This window comes from Sphingomonas sp. S2M10 (assembly GCF_012650175.1).
Lineage (GTDB): Bacteria > Pseudomonadota > Alphaproteobacteria > Sphingomonadales > Sphingomonadaceae > Sphingomonas.
In genome coordinates this window covers 1-15,645 of the sequence record NZ_JAAILI010000061.1, presented here as the reverse complement: position 1 = coordinate 15,645, position 15,645 = coordinate 1, and the positions used below count along the sequence as shown (strand labels likewise).

The following is a 15,645-nucleotide window of genomic DNA, read 5'->3' as shown; positions in this document are numbered from 1 at the left end:
GACAACTTCACTTTAGAGACCTGCGGGCCGATCATGACCGCCTTGATGAAGCCTGCGGGCGCTACGCGCCCTTGCCTTCATCAAGGCAGTGCGCCCCTTCGAGGGGCCGCTTCCCAATGTGCTACGGAACCGAGTTCACCAGCAAGGCGATCCTGAAGTGGGCCAACGAGAACGGCGTCGAATGGCATTACATCGATCCCGGCAAGCCGCAGCAGAACGGCTACATCGAGTCCTTCAATGGCAGCCTGCGCGACGAATGCTTGAACGAGGAGATCTTCGACAGCCTGGCCGATGCCCGCCGAAAGCTGGCCCTGTGGCGCTACGACTACAACAACGTCAGGCCGCATTCCTCACTGGGCAATCGGAGTCCAGCAGAAGCGCGCCGGGCGCTTGAGCAATCTGAGGGCTCCGCGCCCGGCGCGCTTGCCCAACCCGAAACCGACCACTATCAACCCCAAGGACTCTCGTTATGAACGAGGGAACTTCCGGGGGGCAGGTCACCGCCAATGGGCAAGTGACAAGCGGTCGGAAAAGGGCCCATTTAATGTGGTGGAGGGGTCTCCACTTTACGGGATCTTCTGCGAATAAGTCAGACAGGAAGGCGACGATGGAGCAGGTACCGGCTGTTGAGTTGGATTTGGCAAAGCCGGTTGGCTAGGTTCACGGCGTCAACGCACAGTGCAATGTGCCCTGATTGGGACGCACAGCAATGTTTTCGAGCCCAGCGATGCACCATTCGGGGTCATAACGCGCCTCCGTCCCGTCTGAGCGCCATATCCAATGATCCCCATTTATGTCCTAGTTCGATCCGTCTTTCCGGCATGCGGTCCTATCAGCGATACTGATCGGCCAAGGCGGAAGGTGCTCGCTCAATCGAACGCGCGCGCAATGCTGGTGTTGGGTACCGCAGCTTGCATCCTAGCCCAGCATTCAGCCATGCCGCCGCGCGATCCATGTCCAGGCGGTCTCGCGTTCACTGCCGCATCCATGTCTACCAACTGATCATGTTACCTTAATCTCTGCTTCACTTGGCGCGGTGCTTCTCCCGTGACGCGAGCGAACACCCGTGAGAAGGCTGCGGCACTATCATATCCGACGCTGTCGGCCACGGTCTTGACCGGCTTGCCTGCGGCAAGAAGGTCACGCGCAATCGTCATTCGCCACCGGGTCAGATAGTCGATCGGCGTCCGCCCAACGCAGGCGCGAAAATGCGTGGCAAAACGGGTGCGCGACATGCCGGCCACCTCTGCCAGATCATCAAGAGTCCACGAATGCCTTGGCTGTTCGTGCATCGCCGTCAGCGCCTTGGCCAATCGCGGATCGGCAAGGCCGCCCAGCACACCATCATTCACCAGGCCACTGGCGACAACATGACGCACTACCAGGATCAAGAGATAGTCGAACAAATGGTCGATGGCGGCCTGACGCCCATTATTGTCGCCAAATCCTTCGACAAGCAGAAGATCGCAGGCGGGCCCCAGCGTCGGGTTCTCGGCCAGCGGCAGGATGACAAGGTCGGGCAGTCCTTCGCCAATCGGGTTGCCATTATCGCCGCCCAGATCGACCTTCGCGCAGACCAGATCAGCCCCGCCTTCCGCAGCGCCAGTGAACCGATGCGCCTGTCCGCGCGGGAAGAAGAGCAGCGTTGGTTCGTTCAGAATGAGATCGGCCTCACCAGATCGGCTCAGCGTCAACGCGCCGCTCTTGAGAAGGTGGAGGTAGCCGCAATCGGCAAATTGCGCGGTCGTACACAAGTTGCCGGTAAAGAATGTCCGGGCGCTCACGGCAGTGTGGGCAAAGAGAGCGGCAAAGATGTCCATGTGAACGATCTGCAATGAAGTTGGCACCAATCTGCACCGATAACAGCCGATAGAGGCGTTGTGCAAGCCCGCACTGACCAACAGAGGAAACGCAAATGCCCCGCATCAACCCCGTAGAACTCGCCACTGCCGACACCGGCGTCCAGGCCACCCTCGGCGCTGTTAAGGCGAAGATTGGCATGGTCCCGAACCTTTTTGCGACCTTCGCTCATGCTCCTGCCGTGTTGAATGGCAACCTCGCCTTCGCAGATGCACTGGGAAGTGGTGTGCTGACCGCTGCACAGCGCGAAATCGTTGCGCTTGCCGTCGCCCAGTACAACAGCTGCCACTATTGCCTGTCGGCGCACACGCTGCTCGGGAAAGGTGCCGGCCTTTCGCCAGAGGCTATCCGCGCCGCCCGTCTGGGCAAGGGCCAAGATCCCCTCGACGATGCGATCGCGACGCTTGCCTTGCGCATCGTTGAAACACGCGGTCAGGTGAGCGACAGCGATCTGTCAGCAGCCCGCCTTGCCGGCCTCGACGACGCCCGCATCGTCGAAATCGTCGGTAACGTCGCGCACAATGTTCTGACCAACTTCATGAACAACGTCGCCCAGACCAAGATCGATTTCCCGGTCGTCGATGTGGCGGTTGCGGCCTGATCATAATGCGTGCGGGCCGGTGCAGGACATCGGCCCGCTCCTCAATCACTTCCATAGGGAACCCTTGCCATGAAACTGCAATTCCTTACCCCTGCGCTGCATGGCGTGCTTGACTATGTCGCCGCTGCCGCCCTTATTGCGCTGCCATTCCTGCTCGGCTTTCAGGGTATTGAGCTTTGGCTCTCTGTTGCCGGTGGGGCGGGCTTGATTGCCTACAGCCTGCTTGTGGATCGGCGTGCAAAAAGAACCCCGTTATGGGGGTGATCGGCGTCTAAAAGGGACCCCCATCTCGATGGTTTAGGTGCGTCGGCTTGGTTGTAGCCAAGCGGCGGGATCGGGATGTTGATTTTGGAGACGGTGGTAAGGATCCGGCGCGAGCACGCCGATGGTAAGTCGATCAAGGCGATCGCGCGAGACCTGCGGGTGTCGCGCAAGGTGGTGAGGAAGGCGATCCGCGCTCCGGAGGCGGGCTTTGCTTATCGGCGGTCAGTGCAGCCGCTTCCCCGGATCGGCCCGTTCCAGGAGCGCCTAGACACTCTGCTGACGGAGAACGAGGCACGGCCCCGGCGCGAGCGGCTGCGGATGACGCGGATCCATGACCTGCTGCTGCGCGAGGGGTTCGACGGCTCCTACGATGCAGTGAGGCGCTATGCGAAGCGCTGGCTGGATAACCGGCGCAAGGATGCGGGCGACGGCGCAGCGGCGTTCATCCCGCTGATGTTCCGGCCCGGCGAGGCATACCAGTTCGACTGGAGCCACGAGGATGTGGAGATCGCTGGCAAGCCGATGCGCGTGAAGGTCGCGCATATGCGGCTTTGCGCATCGCGGGCGGTGTTCGTGCGGGCCTATCCTCGCGAGACGCAGGAGATGGTCTTCGATGCCCACGCGCGGGCGTTCGCCTTCTTCGGCGGCGTGCCGACGCGGGGGATCTATGACAACATGAAGACCGCGGTGACGACGGTGTTCACGGGCAAGGAGCGGGTCTTCAACCGCCGGTTCCTGATCATGGCCGACCACTACATGATCGAGCCCGTCGCCTGTTCGCCGGCGGCCGGTTGGGAGAAGGGCCAGGTCGAGCACCAGGTGCAGACGATCCGGGGCCGGTTCTTCCAGCCCCGGCTGCGCTTTGCGAGCCTGGAGGAGCTGAATGGGTGGCTGGAGGCTGAGTGCCGCCGCTGGGCAGCGCTGCATCCTCATCCCGATCAGCGCGAGCTGACCATCGCCGAGGCATGGGACGCCGAGCGCCCGTCGCTCCAGGTGATGCTGGCGCCGTTCGATGGCTTCCACGAGACGCCGCACGCGGTGACCGGCACCTGCCTGATAAGCTTCGACCGCAACCGCTACTCGGTCATGGCCAAGGCGGCCCGACGCGCGGTGCAGGTGCGCGCCTACGCCGACCGGATCGTGGTGCGCCTGGACGACGAGGTGGTCGCCGAGCATCCCCGCTTCTTCGGCCGGGATCGGATGATCCTTGATCCCTGGCATTACCTGCCAGTGCTGGCCAAGAAGCCGGGCGCCTTGAGGAACGGGGCACCGTTCCAGGACTGGGATCTGCCACCGGCACTGGCGCGGCTCAGGCGCAAGCTGGGGACGGGCGATGAAGCCGACCGCCGGTTCGTGCGCGTGCTCTCTGCCGTGCTGACCGACGGGCTCGAAGCGGTCGAGGCCGCGATCCGCGAGGCGCTGGCCGCCGGTGCTGCCAGCGATGACGTGATCCTCAATATCCTGGCACGGCGTCGTGAGCCGCCCCGGCCACCGACCATCGCCACGTCCGAAGCGCTGGCGCTCAGCCGCCCGCCGGCCGCGGACTGTGCTCGCTACGACCTGCTGCGAGGCGCCCGTGCAGCGGCATGAGATGATCGCCGCCATGAGCGGCCTGGGCCTCAAGGGCATGGCTGGCGCCTTCGACGAGGCGGTCACCACCGGCATCCAGCGCAAGCGCACCGCCATGGAGATCCTGACCGATCTGCTGCGCGCTGAGGCTGCCCATCGCCATGCGGCATCGATCCGCTATCGCATGACCGCGGCCAGGCTGCCGGCGGTGAAGGACATCGATGCGTTCGTGTTCGAGGGGACGCTGATCGACGAACAACTGGTGCGCTCGCTACATGCCGGCTCGTTCCTGCCCGGCCAGCGCAACATCGTCCTGGTCGGCGGCACCGGGACTGGGAAGACTCACCTGGCGATCGCAATCACCGCCAGCGTCGTGCGTGCCGGCGCCCGCGGCCGCTACTTCAACACCGTGGATCTGGTGAACCGGCTCGAGGAAGAGAGCCGCCTCGGCAAGGCCGGTACGCTTGCGGCCCAGCTCTCCCGCCTCGACCTCGTCGTGCTCGATGAGCTCGGCTATCTGCCGTTCGCCCGCTCGGGCGGCCAGTTGCTGTTCCACCTCGTCAGCAAGCTCTACGAGCGCACCTCGGTGATCATCACCACGAACCTGGCGTTCGGTGAATGGCCGACCGTCTTCGGCGACCCCAAGATGACGGCCGCGCTGCTCGACCGCATCACCCATCACTGCGACATCGTCGAGACTGGCAACGACAGCTGGCGGCTCAGAAACCGGAGCTAAAACCCTCCCCCCAGACCCCCCACCCGGCGGTTGACCCGGTGGGTCCACAGGAACCTCCCACGGCCGGCACCGCCAGCGCTTGAGGGGGGCGCGCGGCGCCGGCCGTGGGTCCCTCCTATGGACTACCGGGACAACCGCCCCCCAACCCGCAAAGGGGGTCCCTATTGCACGCCGATATGGGGTCCCGGTTCGACGCCTATTTACACCGCAAATCGTGTAAGAGTTTGGCTTGCTGTCTATGCTCCGCGCACATATAGATGCGGCAATGGATGGACCTCGAGATCGCAACATTTTCGGGGCGTTCGCACTCATGATCAGCGACGACATCGTTCGCGCTAGTTCATCGCGGGCGCCGGAAGCTGGCCCTGCTGCCTCTGCATTGGCGCTGCTCGCGCACAAGCCTGGGCTATCTATTCGTATGCTCGCGGTCGGCGTGGGCCTGTCACACGCAGGAACGGTTCGTCTCGTGGACCGGCTAGCGGCCGAAGGGCTGATCGAACGCCGGGGTCATTCAACAGACGGACGCACGCGGTCTCTCTATCTCACTGAGTCAGGGAAGGTTGCGAGCGACGGCGTGCTCGCATCGCGGGACGAAGTCATCGCCGAGGGTCTTTCGATCCTCGATCCTGCCGAAGTGAAGCTCCTGTGCGATATCGCCGAACGCGTCCTCCGCGCTCGTTTGGAGAACCTCGAGCACTCATATCGGATTTGTCGGCTCTGCTGCTACGATGGCTGCACCAACTGTCCAATCGACGCCGAACTGCACGAAAGAGGCGTGGATCGAGAAGGCAGCGACGGCGCGTAACCAGCTTGTTGACGTGGCGGCGTCAGTGCTGCGCGATCAAATAAGCTGCGAGGAAGCCCACAACGGTTATGAAACCGATGAACGGAGGCGCCTTTTCGAAGGCTTCTGGAATCATTGCCTCAGCCAGCATCGCGATGACCGCGCCCGCAGCGAAGGAAAGAATTGCGGGAGCTTGCGTATCGGCCGAACCAAAAAGCAGATTGCCCAAAGCTGCTGAAATGCCCACGAGAAGTGGGATGCCGATCCAGATCGTGAAGATGTAGCGTCGAGATCGCCCGGCGACTTTCATACCCGATGTACTCGACAGACCCTGCGGCACGTTTGCGAGAAAGAATCCAGCGATCACCGCAACGCTGATCGCGCCGCCGTTCGCGACCGACATCCCGATCACCATCGCTTCCGGGATGCCGTCAAGGACGCTGCCGAGCGCGATCGCAGCGCCGCTCCCGTGCTGCTCGCCCTCACGCGGCTGCTCGGTGCATTCACCGCATCGCTTGCGATTCTTCGCGCCACGCCGAGACAGGTAGAAATTGGCTCCGCTGAAGATCGCAGCGCCGGCAAGCAGCGCGATGACCGCTGTGGGCCCGAGATCGTCCGAGACCCGTTCTCCAATGAGCTCGGTGGCTACAACTGCTATCAGAACACCGCCGCCAAAGCCCATGACGGCTGAAATCATGCGGTGAGTGAGCTTGCCAAAGAGGGCATCCGCGACGATCGCGCCGACAAGCAGCCCACTGCCTGACAGCAATCCCCACAGGCCCGCGATCACGTACTCAGGCATCACGACCTCGCTTCGCATCGCGAGACGCGAAGCCGAACATGAGACAAAGCCGCGCCAGTTTGGAACTCATCGATCTGACCTGTCCAAGCGCCAATTCGCTCGCTCGAAATGGCAGCTATAACCCTGGGGATTCCGGGCGAGATAGAGTTGGTGCTCAGCTTCCGCCTCCCAGAACGGCTCCTCCGGGTTGATTTCGGATACCACCGGGCCAGGCCAGCGGCCTGACGCTTCGATCTCGGCGATCGTTTTTAAGGCCACGTCCATTTGGGCCTGCGACGTGTAAAAGATCGCCGAACGATAGCTTGGACCGACGTCGCTACCTTGCTGCTCGTAAGTTGTCGGGTCGTGGATCTGGAAGAAATATTCCAGGATCTTGCGATAGCTCGTCACCGCCGGATCAAATGTGATCTCAACCGCTTCCGCATGGCCATGATGACGAGCATATGTAGGGTCAGGCATCTCTCCGCCTATGTAGCCAACGCGCGTGCCTACGACCCCCCTGGCTCGCCGAAACAAATCCTCCAAGCCCCAGAAACACCCACCAGCAAGGATTGCGCGTTCTCGACGCATGGTTTCGCTAACTGATTGACCGTGACTTTTTGCGGAAGTCACGATTACGGCTCCACCTTCGTGGGCGTGATGAATGCTAATCCGTCTATCAACTCGGTTTGCACATCCGACCCTCGGAGGAGCGTCAAGTCCACCGGACAGCGATCAGCAATCTCAAGTATCCGCGCACGCTGCTCATCACTCAACGGCCCCTCCAGAACGACCGTCCGTTTGAAGCGATCGGGGGGCATCATATCTGCCACTTTCATGTGCTCGACGGTCGTGCTCGCGCGCTCAAGCGGAAATCCCTTGCGGTTCGCGTAAAGTCGCATCGTCATGACGGTGCAGGCCGCTAGACCGGCTGACACCAATTCATAAGGGGACAATCCGCTGCCAAGTCCGCCGACCGACGGCGGCTCGTCCGCAAACAAAGTGTGCTCGCCGCTGCGCACCGTAAGCTGGAACTTTCCGGCTAGCGTCTCCGTGGCGCTCACGCCCTTCGCCGCTTCAACTTGCGGGAGGTCGTCCACGAGTGGCGGAAGAAAGCGGTTGGCCCAGGCAGCGACCATAGCGGCAGCGTAGTTCGCGTCGCCTGCATCGCTGAGGAGGTGATCCGCCGTATCAAGCGATATGAAGCTCTTTGGGTGGCGCGAGGAGACGAAGATGCGCGACGCATGGTTGATCCCAACCACCTGATCGACCGGGGAGTGCATAACCAGCACCGGACGTCGTAGTGAGTTGATGGCCGTCTCCACATCGATTGCTTGCAAAGACTCGATGAAGCTACGACTGATCACGAATGATCGACCGGCGATTTCGACCGAGGCTTCCCCGTCTTCCCTGATGGCGTCGAGGTCATCTTGCTTAAAGATGCTCAGGATATGGTGCAGGTCCGCCGGCGCACCGATCGTTGCCACCGCAGCGACATCTGGTAGCTCTGACGCGGCTACGATTGCTGCAAGGCCGCCAAGACTATGCCCGATAAGAAGAGAGGGGGTCTTACCGGCGGCCTTCATCGCCTTTGCGCCTGACCTGATATCCTGAACGTCCGAGGCGAAGTTCAAAGCATCGGCGGTCGGCTCGCCGATCCCAGCGCCGGCAAAGTCAAATCTCAAGACGCCGATGCCCGCGCGCGACAACGCGCGCGATATGTGAACTGCGGCACGGTTGTCTTTTCCGCAGGTGAAGCAATGGGCGAAAATCGCCCAGCCGCGAGGTGTTCCCTCCGGGGGTTCTAGCCGCCCGGAAATCCGTGAACCTGCCGCGTTGAGAAACGTGAACGCAGTGCCTGCCATGTCTTCGAGCCTCCCACACGCCGCGGTGCGAGCGTGCCAGCGCGCAAACTCGGCCGAACCGATCGACATATTCGCGACCAAACCCAGCACCGCAGGACATCTCTTTTATATGCGTGGCGCATATAGACAAGCCCCTCGGTCATGATTATATGCGTCGCGCATACTTCTGTAGGGCGTCCGCGGGGGACGTTCAGTCAGCGGTAGCATCTGTCAGGCGCACGGGCCGAAGGGCTATGGAACTCAATCAGGTCAGCTATTTCATCAACTTGGCCGAGACGCTGAATTTCACGGCAGCTGCTCGTCTTAGTGGTGTCTCCCAACCAAGCCTGACCCGCGCGATCCGCCGCCTGGAGGAAGAACTTGGTGGACCGCTGATTTATCGTGACGGGAAGAACAGCAGGCTCACCGGCCTCGGTCAGGATGTCGAACTCGAGTTCCGCCGCATGCTGGTCGCGATGAAAAGCGTAAGGCATCACTCGGAAAACTGGGCCATGGGACGACACCGCGTTCTCGATGTCGCGGTCGCTCCGACGGTCGGCCCAAAGGCTTTCACGACATTTTTCGACAGCGCCTTGGAAGAGGTTCCGTCAATCGAGATCAAACTGCATTCGCTACAGTCGAGCGAAGACACGTCGGAGGTGCTCTCAGGTAAGTACCATGCTTGCATCCTACCCCGCGAATCGAGACCGGACCGCAAGCTCGATGTCCGGCCCCTGTTCAAGGAACGGTTCGTGCTGGGCTGCTCCGTCAATCACCCTTTAGCGGAGACCGACACCGTTCGCGGCGAAGACCTCCTGGCCTTCCCGTTCGTGGATCGGCTGAAATGCGAGTTCCGCGATCAGATCCTCGATCACTTCGCTCGGCGGGAGGTGCTCGTCCGCCCTCGTTTTCGCTCAGATCGAGATGATTGGGTCCAGCGTGTCGTCGCTGAAGGGCGGGGGATTTGCATTCTGCCTGAACGATCGGCTGCCGCGCCTGGCTTGGTAACCAGACCGATTGAGGGTTTCGCCCTGGAACGTGAGGTGGTGATCGCGACCGTTTCAGGGTCCACGGCGCCGGTCGAGATACGGAAAATTGCACAACTCGCAGCGCGTTACGAGTGGAGTTGACCTCGCAAGCAAAGTGCACGGGCGGTATCAAAACTATACACACGACGTATTGGATAAAAACTGGAGCCGCTGCGATAGTTGAGGCGACCACCGCAAAGATAAACTGAACGTAGTGTGCCTGGACCTCTAACTAAGTATTGGAGACCATCATGAAGTTTGAGAAATCAAAGGAAGCAATTGAGCGCCTGACGCCGGAACAGCGCCGGGTCACCCAGCAGGACGGCACCGAGCGGCCCTTCACCGGCGAGTACAACGATAACAAGGAGGCGGGCATCTACGTCGACGTCGTATCCGGTGAGCCGTTGTTCGCGTCGACGGACAAGTTCGAGTCGGGCACCGGCTGGCCGAGTTTCACCAAGCCGATCGTCCCGGCGCACGTCAACGAGGTTCGAGACAGCTCGCATGGGATGGTACGGACTGAAGTTCGCTCAGTACACGGCGACAGCCATCTCGGTCACGTGTTTCCGGATGGTCCGTCCGACCGCGGCGGCCTGCGCTACTGCATCAACTCAGCAGCGCTTCGCTTCATCCCACGCGATGAGATGGAAGCCGCGGGCTACGGTGAATATCTCGATCAAGTAGAGGAGGCCTAACATGCAGCAGCGCGCTGTTCTCGCAGGCGGGTGCTTCTGGGGTATGCAGGATCTGATCCGCAAGCAGCCCGGAATCGTCTCGACCCGCGTGGGTTACACCGGTGGCGACGTGCCAAACGCCACCTATCGCAATCATGGCACGCATGCCGAAGGGATCGAAATCATCTTCGACCCCGAGGTGACGAACTATCGCAACATCCTGGAGTATTTTTTCCAGATCCACGATCCGACCACGAAGAACCGTCAGGGCAATGACCGCGGACTCTCATACCGGTCGGGCATCTACTACGTCGACGACGAACAAAAGCGCGTCGCAGAAGACACGATCGCTGATGTTGACGCATCCGGACTGTGGGACGGCAAGGTGGTCACCGAAGTCGAACCCGTTGGGGATTTCTGGGAAGCAGAGCCAGAGCACCAGGATTATCTGGAGAAGCGGCCGGGTGGCTACACCTGCCATTTCCCTCGCGCAAACTGGGTGCTCCCCAAACGTAATGACGCTGGCGACACTCAGCGCACCGCCGGAGAGGCAGCGGAATAGCTGCAACGGCCAGCGCGGCTAAGCCCCTGGATCGTAAGCATCGGGACCGCATCGACCAGCGATGCGGTCCCCGAGCCAGCCAATCAGGCGGTCACGCTTCTTCGCTGAAATCACGTTGTGGGATCGCCCAGCATGCCAGACCTTTCATCGTTTCCGATCACTCAGCGCTGGCCCGCCTCCAACACTGATCTGTTGCAGCTCTATGCGGCTCCGACGCCAAACGGCGTCAAGGTCTCCATCATGCTGGAGGAGACCGGCCTCCCATACGAGCCGCACTTCATCGACATCAGCCGGAATGAGACCAAAGACCCGGCTTTCGTGTCTCTAAATCCCAACGGCCGCATACCCGCGATCATTGACCCATCCGGTCCGGACGGTGAGCCGCTCGGTCTTTGGGAATCCGGTGCGATCCTCGTCTATCTTGCCGAGAAGACCGGCCAACTGATCCCAGCGGCGGCAGCCAGGCGTTACGAAGCGCTCAGTTGGGTATTTTTCCAAATGTCGGCGATCGGCCCGATGTTCGGTCAACTGGGTTTCTTCCTGCGTTGGGGCGGCAAGGACTATGAGGACAAGCGGCCTCAGCAGCGGTTCGCCGACGAGTCCAAGCGCCTCCTGGGGGTGTTGGATCGCCAGCTCGAAGGGCGCAACTGGATCGTCGAGGACTACTCCGTCGCCGACATTGCGACGCTCGGCTGGGTCAATGCCCTGGTCGGCAGCTATGACGCCGGCGACCTGCTGCGCCTTGACGATCACCGGAACGTCCGAGCGTGGCTAGACCGCGGCCTTGCTCGGCCAGCTGTGCAGCGGGGCCTGCTCATCCCGGCGAGGCCGGCATGAGCGTCATCGCCGCGTATTACTACAACGAGGGTCGGCGGATCCGCGAAGTCGCGATCGACGAGCGCGTCGAGCTCGACAAGAGCCGTTCGGGCTTCTGCTGGATTGGGCTCAGCGAGCCGTCAATAGGCGAACTGAAGACGCTTCAGGCGACCTACAATCTGCATCCATTGGCGATCGACAACGCGATGCACCCGATGTGCCCGCCGAAGCTCGAAGTTTACAATGGCGAGCTTTACGTCGTCGCCCAGACGGCCGAGCTGGTTGGAGATCGCATACGCTACGGCAAAACGATGTTCACTGGCCATAACCACCTCATCACCGTGCGCCACGGCAACGCCGGGGCATTGGGCAATCTTCGAGAGCAACTGGAGGGCTCGCCCGCCCAGTTCGGAAAGGGCGTCGATTACGTCCTTCACGCGATCCTGCACCGGATCGTAGATCAGTATCTTCCCATCTTCGAAATGATCGAAGATGACGTTCTCGAGATGGAGAGGCGGTCGCTCGACGATTTCCTCGGGCGAGAGGAAGTCGCCCGCATCTTCGGCTTACGATGCGAGCTAACGCGCTTTCAGCGTACGCTCGGCGCTATGGCGGAGCTGGTGCGCAAGCTCGTGCGCGGACACTTTCCATGCATCAGCGCTGAAGTTCGCCCCTACTTCAACGACGTCGCGGACCATGTCGATCGCGTTCAGTCCATGGTCGACGGCCTCCTCCAGGTGTTGTCCACTGTTTTCGAATTCAGCAGCCTGCTGGAAGCGCAGAGAACAGGTGTCATCACGCGCCAACTCGCGGCCTGGGCGGCCATCCTTGCGGTCCCGACGGCCATAGCGGGGATATACGGGATGAACTTCAGGAACATGCCTGAGCTGGATACAGCCTACGGCTACTTCGTCGTGCTCGGACTGATGTTGACGTTCTGCCTGTTCCTGTTCGTGCGCTTCAAGCGAGCAAAATGGCTATGACGGAAGCCCACGCTTCGCGCGCTGATTGGTCGATGCGCCATTGCGTGCTCTCCGCCCTGGCGCGATCCTTCCAATGCGAATTCGAGGTGCGTTTATGCCGACCCAAGTGACTGACGTTCTGGATGCCGTGCAGTCCTTCGTGGCGAAAGGCTATGACCGAGAATATCGCGTGAAGGACGGCGCTCTCGTCGATCTCGAACTCGGATCAACGCTCGATCCATGCAGCATTCGCGTCGACGCAGCATTGCGTCTCGAAAGCGGGGACGGGGCCGAAGACGCGTCCAACATTTACGCCATCACCGATCCGGCGACCGAGCACAAAGGCCTGCTGATCGATGCGTTCGACGTATTTGACGAGATATGTCACCGCGACCTGTCTGAACGGCTTATCGAGCACCGCGAGACAGCCCCGGCTGGCGACGAGGACGTCCCGAGCAAGCATGGGCTGCGCAAGGTCTATAAAAGCGAGTTCGATCGCGATCCGGAGCGCTACGTGTTGAGAGAGGGCTTTCCGGACTTTCCAGCGTGTCCGTTCGGGGGCGCATTCAGCATCCTCGGCTTCGATACTGCAGAACAGTCCTACGTTTGGCTCGTCACGAGCATCATTCGGGACCCTCGGCTAATCAGAATTCCCTACCAGGGCGAAGACGTCATTAGCGACGAATGACTCGTTCGCTGTTCGCGGAGACCGCTTCTCGAGCAATCGCCCAGGATGTGCGTCGGCTCCAAATCACGAAGTAACGAGGACAAGATGGACTGGAACAAAGACCACATTCGGGAGACCATGCTGTCGCTTGAGACTGACGTGATGGTGTGGACGACCTCCACCTGACCAGTTGTTCTTGTGGTGTCGTCATCAGGGACGTCACGTCTAGGAGCATTACTATGCAGACCATCGCTGTCGTCGGGTTCGATCTGGCGAAGACTGTTTTCCAGGTTCACGGTGTCGCCGCAGACGGCACGGTCGTCGTGAGGCGGCAATTGCGACGAGGTCAGGTGCGGGGCTTCTTCCAGTCGATAGGGCCATGCTTGGTCGGGATCGAAGCCTGCGCCTCTGCCCATCACTGGGCGCGGGAGTTGATGGCGATCGGCCATGAGGTGCGGCTCATGCCGCCAGCATACGTGAAGGCCTATGTGAAGCGCGGCAAGACCGACGCCGCAGATGCCGAGGCGATCGCGGAGGCCGTCACCCGGCCGACCATGCGGTTTGTGGCCGTGAAGTCGAAGGCGCAGCAGGCAGTCTTGATGCTGCACAAGACGAGGGACCTGCTCGTTCGCCAGAGAACGATGCTGATCAATGCGCTGCGCGGTCACCTTGGGGAGTACGGCATAACCGCGCCTCAAGGCCCAGCTGGGGTGCAGGCGGCGCTGAAGGCTTTGCAGGAAGAGGATCAGGACCTGCCAGATCTGGCGCGTGCCGCGCTGGGAGGTCTGGCGGAACAGCTCGAACAACTTGGTGTAGAGATAGGTCGACTGGAACGTCGGATTCTCGAGTGGCATCGACAGGATGAGACGAGCCGGCGGTTGGCGACCATCCCAGGCATCGGGCCAATCACCGCCAGCGCCATGGCCGCAAGCGCGCCGGATCCGAAGCTCTTCCGCTCGGGAAGACAGTTCGCGGCCTGGCTGGGGCTCACGCCGCGCGCCAACAGCAGTGGTGGCAAGGAACGTCAGGGCGGCATCAGCAAGATGGGCGACAGCTATCTCCGACGCCTGCTGGTCGTCGGGGCGACGGCCGTCCTGCGAATGGCCCGTCAGCGAGGACGGGCGGGCTGGGTCGGTAGTCTGCTTGAGCGCAAGAAGCCCAAAGTCGCCGCCGTGGCCTTGGCCAACAAGACGGCTCGTATCGCATGGACCCTGATGGCGCGACAGGAGGATTACAGGCCCATAGCAGCATAGAGATCGGCCCGGCTCCCAATAAGGACCGACGCCGTAGACGAAAGAGTGGTGAGACGTGATGACGAACCGGCCGCAGCCGGGGACGGGTGAAACCCAGGGGGTCAGAGCGCTTCGAGCGCGTTGACGTGATTAGGGAGCCGGTCCGCGGACTTCATCAAGGCCAGCAGCGCTCACAGCTGCATCAACAGGCCGAACACATGACTGCACTCGACCGAGCGCCAACGTCGTTTTCACTCTTGCGTCTTGGAGGTCGTCCACACATGACCCCCTGAAACTCCTCCAGAAATAATTAGAGTCCGCCCCAGGAAAGGGACGGACGAATGAAGCGATCACGGTTCACGGAAGAACAGATCATCGGGATCCTGCGCGAGCAGGAGGCGGGCGTGCCGGTGGCCGACCTGTGCCGCAAGCACGGGCTCAGCTCGCCGACCTTCTACAAGTGGAAGGCCAAGTACGGCGGGCTGGACGTGTCGGAGGCGCGGCGGCTGAAGGCGCTGGAAGACGAGAACGCCAAGCTCAAGCGCATGCTGGCCGACGCGATGCTCGACAATGTCGCGCTGAAGGATCTGCTGGGAAAAAAATGGTGACGCCCGCCGCGCATCGGGAGGCTGCAGCCTATCTGCGGTCGGCCTACGAGATGAGCGAGCGGCGGGCGTGCCGGGTTCTGGGCGTGGATCGCAGCAGCGTGCGCTACGAGGCCACGCGGCCCGACGACGGTGTCCTGCGCGAGCGGCTGAAAGCCCTGGCCCAAGAGCGGCGCCGGTTCGGCTATCGCCGGCTGCACGTGCTGCTGCGGCGCGAGGGGCACGCGGTCAACAAGAAGCGGGTTCAGCGGCTTTATCGCGAGGAGAAGCTGACCGTGCGCCGGCGCGGCGGACGCAAACGGGCGGTCGGCACGCGGCGGCCCTTGGAGGTCCCGCTGACGCCCAACCAGCGCTGGAGCCTGGACTTCGTGTCCGACCAGATGACCGACGGCCGCCGGTTCCGGATCCTGACGGTGATCGACAACTGCACGCGCGAGTGCCTGGCCCTGGTGGCCGATACCTCGCTGTCAGGCCGGCGGGTGGCGCGTGAGCTGGACCTCATCATCGCCCAGCGTGGCCGGCGGCCCGACACCATCGTCAGCGACAACGTCCTGGGTCACGAAGGAAAGCGAGATTTGGTCAACAGATCTCTATGCGCCGGCATTGAGCGGCGAGGCATGCATTCTGAGCCAGATGGCTTCCACCGTCAACGGGATCGCT

General features: G+C 61.8%; 17 protein-coding genes and 1 pseudogene. 14 read left to right on the top strand and 4 right to left on the bottom strand.

Going from position 1 to position 15,645, the window contains the following annotated elements; translation table 11 throughout:
• On the top strand, positions 1 to 473 hold a 473-nt coding region (locus tag S2M10_RS15635; RefSeq protein WP_247650850.1), incomplete at its 5' end, for an integrase core domain-containing protein.
• Between the two features lie 534 nt (positions 474 to 1,007).
• Here the strand turns inward: S2M10_RS15635 and S2M10_RS15630 are convergent.
• On the bottom strand, positions 1,008 to 1,820 hold the full coding sequence (locus S2M10_RS15630; protein ID WP_100962516.1) for an AraC family transcriptional regulator: 813 nt from the start codon (positions 1,818 to 1,820) through the stop codon (positions 1,008 to 1,010).
• Between the two features lie 95 nt (positions 1,821 to 1,915).
• On the opposite strand from S2M10_RS15630, the gene S2M10_RS15625 reads away from it, so the two are divergent.
• From S2M10_RS15625 to S2M10_RS15605, 5 genes are all read left to right on the top strand, one after another.
• Positions 1,916 to 2,461 (top strand): carboxymuconolactone decarboxylase family protein, encoded by a 546-nt coding sequence (locus tag S2M10_RS15625; protein ID WP_058456592.1) that lies wholly within the window; start codon positions 1,916 to 1,918, stop codon positions 2,459 to 2,461.
• Between the two features lie 69 nt (positions 2,462 to 2,530).
• Positions 2,531 to 2,725, top strand: a complete 195-nt coding sequence (locus S2M10_RS15620; protein ID WP_100962517.1) for a hypothetical protein — start codon at positions 2,531 to 2,533, stop codon at positions 2,723 to 2,725.
• A 75-nt stretch (positions 2,726 to 2,800) separates the two neighbouring features.
• Positions 2,801 to 4,315 (top strand): IS21 family transposase, encoded by a 1,515-nt coding sequence (gene istA, locus S2M10_RS15615; protein WP_100962518.1) that lies wholly within the window; start codon positions 2,801 to 2,803, stop codon positions 4,313 to 4,315.
• A complete protein-coding gene (gene istB, locus S2M10_RS15610; protein WP_100962519.1) occupies positions 4,302 to 5,030 on the top strand; it encodes an IS21-like element helper ATPase IstB in 729 nt (242 codons plus the stop codon). Before istA ends, istB begins: the two co-directional genes overlap by 14 nt.
• 310 nt (positions 5,031 to 5,340) lie before the next feature.
• A complete protein-coding gene (locus tag S2M10_RS15605) occupies positions 5,341 to 5,835 on the top strand; it encodes a MarR family transcriptional regulator (protein ID WP_210408504.1) in 495 nt (164 codons plus the stop codon).
• 22 nt (positions 5,836 to 5,857) lie between these two features.
• Here the strand turns inward: S2M10_RS15605 and S2M10_RS15600 are convergent, their stop codons facing one another.
• The 3 genes from S2M10_RS15600 to S2M10_RS15590 all read right to left on the bottom strand — a co-directional run bounded on the left by S2M10_RS15600 (position 5,858) and on the right by S2M10_RS15590 (position 8,460).
• On the bottom strand, positions 5,858 to 6,616 hold the full coding sequence (locus tag S2M10_RS15600) for a ZIP family zinc transporter (RefSeq protein ID WP_069311316.1): 759 nt from the start codon (positions 6,614 to 6,616) through the stop codon (positions 5,858 to 5,860).
• 66 nt (positions 6,617 to 6,682) lie between these two features.
• Positions 6,683 to 7,186 (bottom strand): peptide-methionine (S)-S-oxide reductase MsrA, encoded by a 504-nt coding sequence (gene msrA, locus S2M10_RS15595; RefSeq protein WP_058193752.1) that lies wholly within the window; start codon positions 7,184 to 7,186, stop codon positions 6,683 to 6,685.
• A 44-nt stretch (positions 7,187 to 7,230) separates the two neighbouring features.
• Complete coding sequence (locus S2M10_RS15590) at positions 7,231 to 8,460, bottom strand: bifunctional alpha/beta hydrolase/OsmC family protein (RefSeq protein ID WP_058193757.1); 1,230 nt, start codon at positions 8,458 to 8,460, stop codon at positions 7,231 to 7,233.
• A gap of 233 nt (positions 8,461 to 8,693) precedes the next feature.
• On the opposite strand from S2M10_RS15590, the gene S2M10_RS15585 reads away from it, so the two are divergent.
• The 8 genes and pseudogenes from S2M10_RS15585 to S2M10_RS15550 form a co-directional block, all read left to right on the top strand.
• Positions 8,694 to 9,569 (top strand): LysR family transcriptional regulator, encoded by an 876-nt coding sequence (locus tag S2M10_RS15585; RefSeq protein ID WP_170233918.1) that lies wholly within the window; start codon positions 8,694 to 8,696, stop codon positions 9,567 to 9,569.
• A gap of 149 nt (positions 9,570 to 9,718) precedes the next feature.
• Positions 9,719 to 10,162: a peptide-methionine (R)-S-oxide reductase MsrB gene (gene msrB / locus S2M10_RS15580; protein ID WP_058193748.1), complete on the top strand. Its 444-nt coding sequence runs from the start codon at positions 9,719 to 9,721 to the stop codon at positions 10,160 to 10,162.
• Between the two features lies 1 nt (position 10,163).
• Positions 10,164 to 10,703, top strand: a complete 540-nt coding sequence (gene msrA, locus S2M10_RS15575) for a peptide-methionine (S)-S-oxide reductase MsrA (protein ID WP_058193745.1) — start codon at positions 10,164 to 10,166, stop codon at positions 10,701 to 10,703.
• Positions 10,704 to 10,835: 132 nt separating this feature from the next.
• Complete coding sequence (locus S2M10_RS15570) at positions 10,836 to 11,540, top strand: glutathione S-transferase N-terminal domain-containing protein (RefSeq protein WP_058193743.1); 705 nt, start codon at positions 10,836 to 10,838, stop codon at positions 11,538 to 11,540.
• Entirely contained in the window at positions 11,537 to 12,502 is a 966-nt protein-coding gene (locus tag S2M10_RS15565; RefSeq protein WP_168846905.1) for a magnesium and cobalt transport protein CorA, read from the top strand. Before S2M10_RS15570 ends, S2M10_RS15565 begins: the two co-directional genes overlap by 4 nt.
• 106 nt (positions 12,503 to 12,608) lie before the next feature.
• Complete coding sequence (locus S2M10_RS15560; RefSeq protein WP_246135305.1) at positions 12,609 to 13,169, top strand: hypothetical protein; 561 nt, start codon at positions 12,609 to 12,611, stop codon at positions 13,167 to 13,169.
• Between the two features lie 218 nt (positions 13,170 to 13,387).
• Positions 13,388 to 14,401: an IS110 family transposase gene (locus S2M10_RS15555; protein WP_168846904.1), complete on the top strand. Its 1,014-nt coding sequence runs from the start codon at positions 13,388 to 13,390 to the stop codon at positions 14,399 to 14,401.
• A 320-nt stretch (positions 14,402 to 14,721) separates the two neighbouring features.
• Positions 14,722 to 15,533: pseudogene (locus tag S2M10_RS15550) on the top strand (IS3 family transposase); the annotation flags it as partial.
• Between the last annotated feature and the right edge of the window lie 112 nt (positions 15,534 to 15,645).

What these genes read in the sequence shown, in the direction of transcription:
- S2M10_RS15605 (WP_210408504.1), top strand. Translation starts at nt 5,341, where the DNA reads ATGATCAGCGACGACATCGTTCGCGCTAGTTCATCGCGGGCGCCGGAA.
- msrA (WP_058193752.1), bottom strand. Translation starts at nt 7,186, where the DNA reads ATGCGTCGAGAACGCGCAATCCTTGCTGGTGGGTGTTTCTGGGGCTTG.
- msrB (WP_058193748.1), top strand. Translation starts at nt 9,719, where the DNA reads ATGAAGTTTGAGAAATCAAAGGAAGCAATTGAGCGCCTGACGCCGGAA.
- S2M10_RS15620 (WP_100962517.1), top strand. Translation starts at nt 2,531, where the DNA reads ATGAAACTGCAATTCCTTACCCCTGCGCTGCATGGCGTGCTTGACTAT.
- msrA (WP_058193745.1), top strand. Translation starts at nt 10,164, where the DNA reads ATGCAGCAGCGCGCTGTTCTCGCAGGCGGGTGCTTCTGGGGTATGCAG.
- S2M10_RS15565 (WP_168846905.1), top strand. Translation starts at nt 11,537, where the DNA reads ATGAGCGTCATCGCCGCGTATTACTACAACGAGGGTCGGCGGATCCGC.
- S2M10_RS15555 (WP_168846904.1), top strand. Translation starts at nt 13,388, where the DNA reads ATGCAGACCATCGCTGTCGTCGGGTTCGATCTGGCGAAGACTGTTTTC.
- S2M10_RS15570 (WP_058193743.1), top strand. Translation starts at nt 10,836, where the DNA reads ATGCCAGACCTTTCATCGTTTCCGATCACTCAGCGCTGGCCCGCCTCC.
- S2M10_RS15625 (WP_058456592.1), top strand. Translation starts at nt 1,916, where the DNA reads ATGCCCCGCATCAACCCCGTAGAACTCGCCACTGCCGACACCGGCGTC.
- S2M10_RS15590 (WP_058193757.1), bottom strand. Translation starts at nt 8,460, where the DNA reads ATGGCAGGCACTGCGTTCACGTTTCTCAACGCGGCAGGTTCACGGATT.
- S2M10_RS15630 (WP_100962516.1), bottom strand. Translation starts at nt 1,820, where the DNA reads ATGGACATCTTTGCCGCTCTCTTTGCCCACACTGCCGTGAGCGCCCGG.
- S2M10_RS15585 (WP_170233918.1), top strand. Translation starts at nt 8,694, where the DNA reads ATGGAACTCAATCAGGTCAGCTATTTCATCAACTTGGCCGAGACGCTG.
- S2M10_RS15600 (WP_069311316.1), bottom strand. Translation starts at nt 6,616, where the DNA reads ATGCCTGAGTACGTGATCGCGGGCCTGTGGGGATTGCTGTCAGGCAGT.
- istA (WP_100962518.1), top strand. Translation starts at nt 2,801, where the DNA reads ATGTTGATTTTGGAGACGGTGGTAAGGATCCGGCGCGAGCACGCCGAT.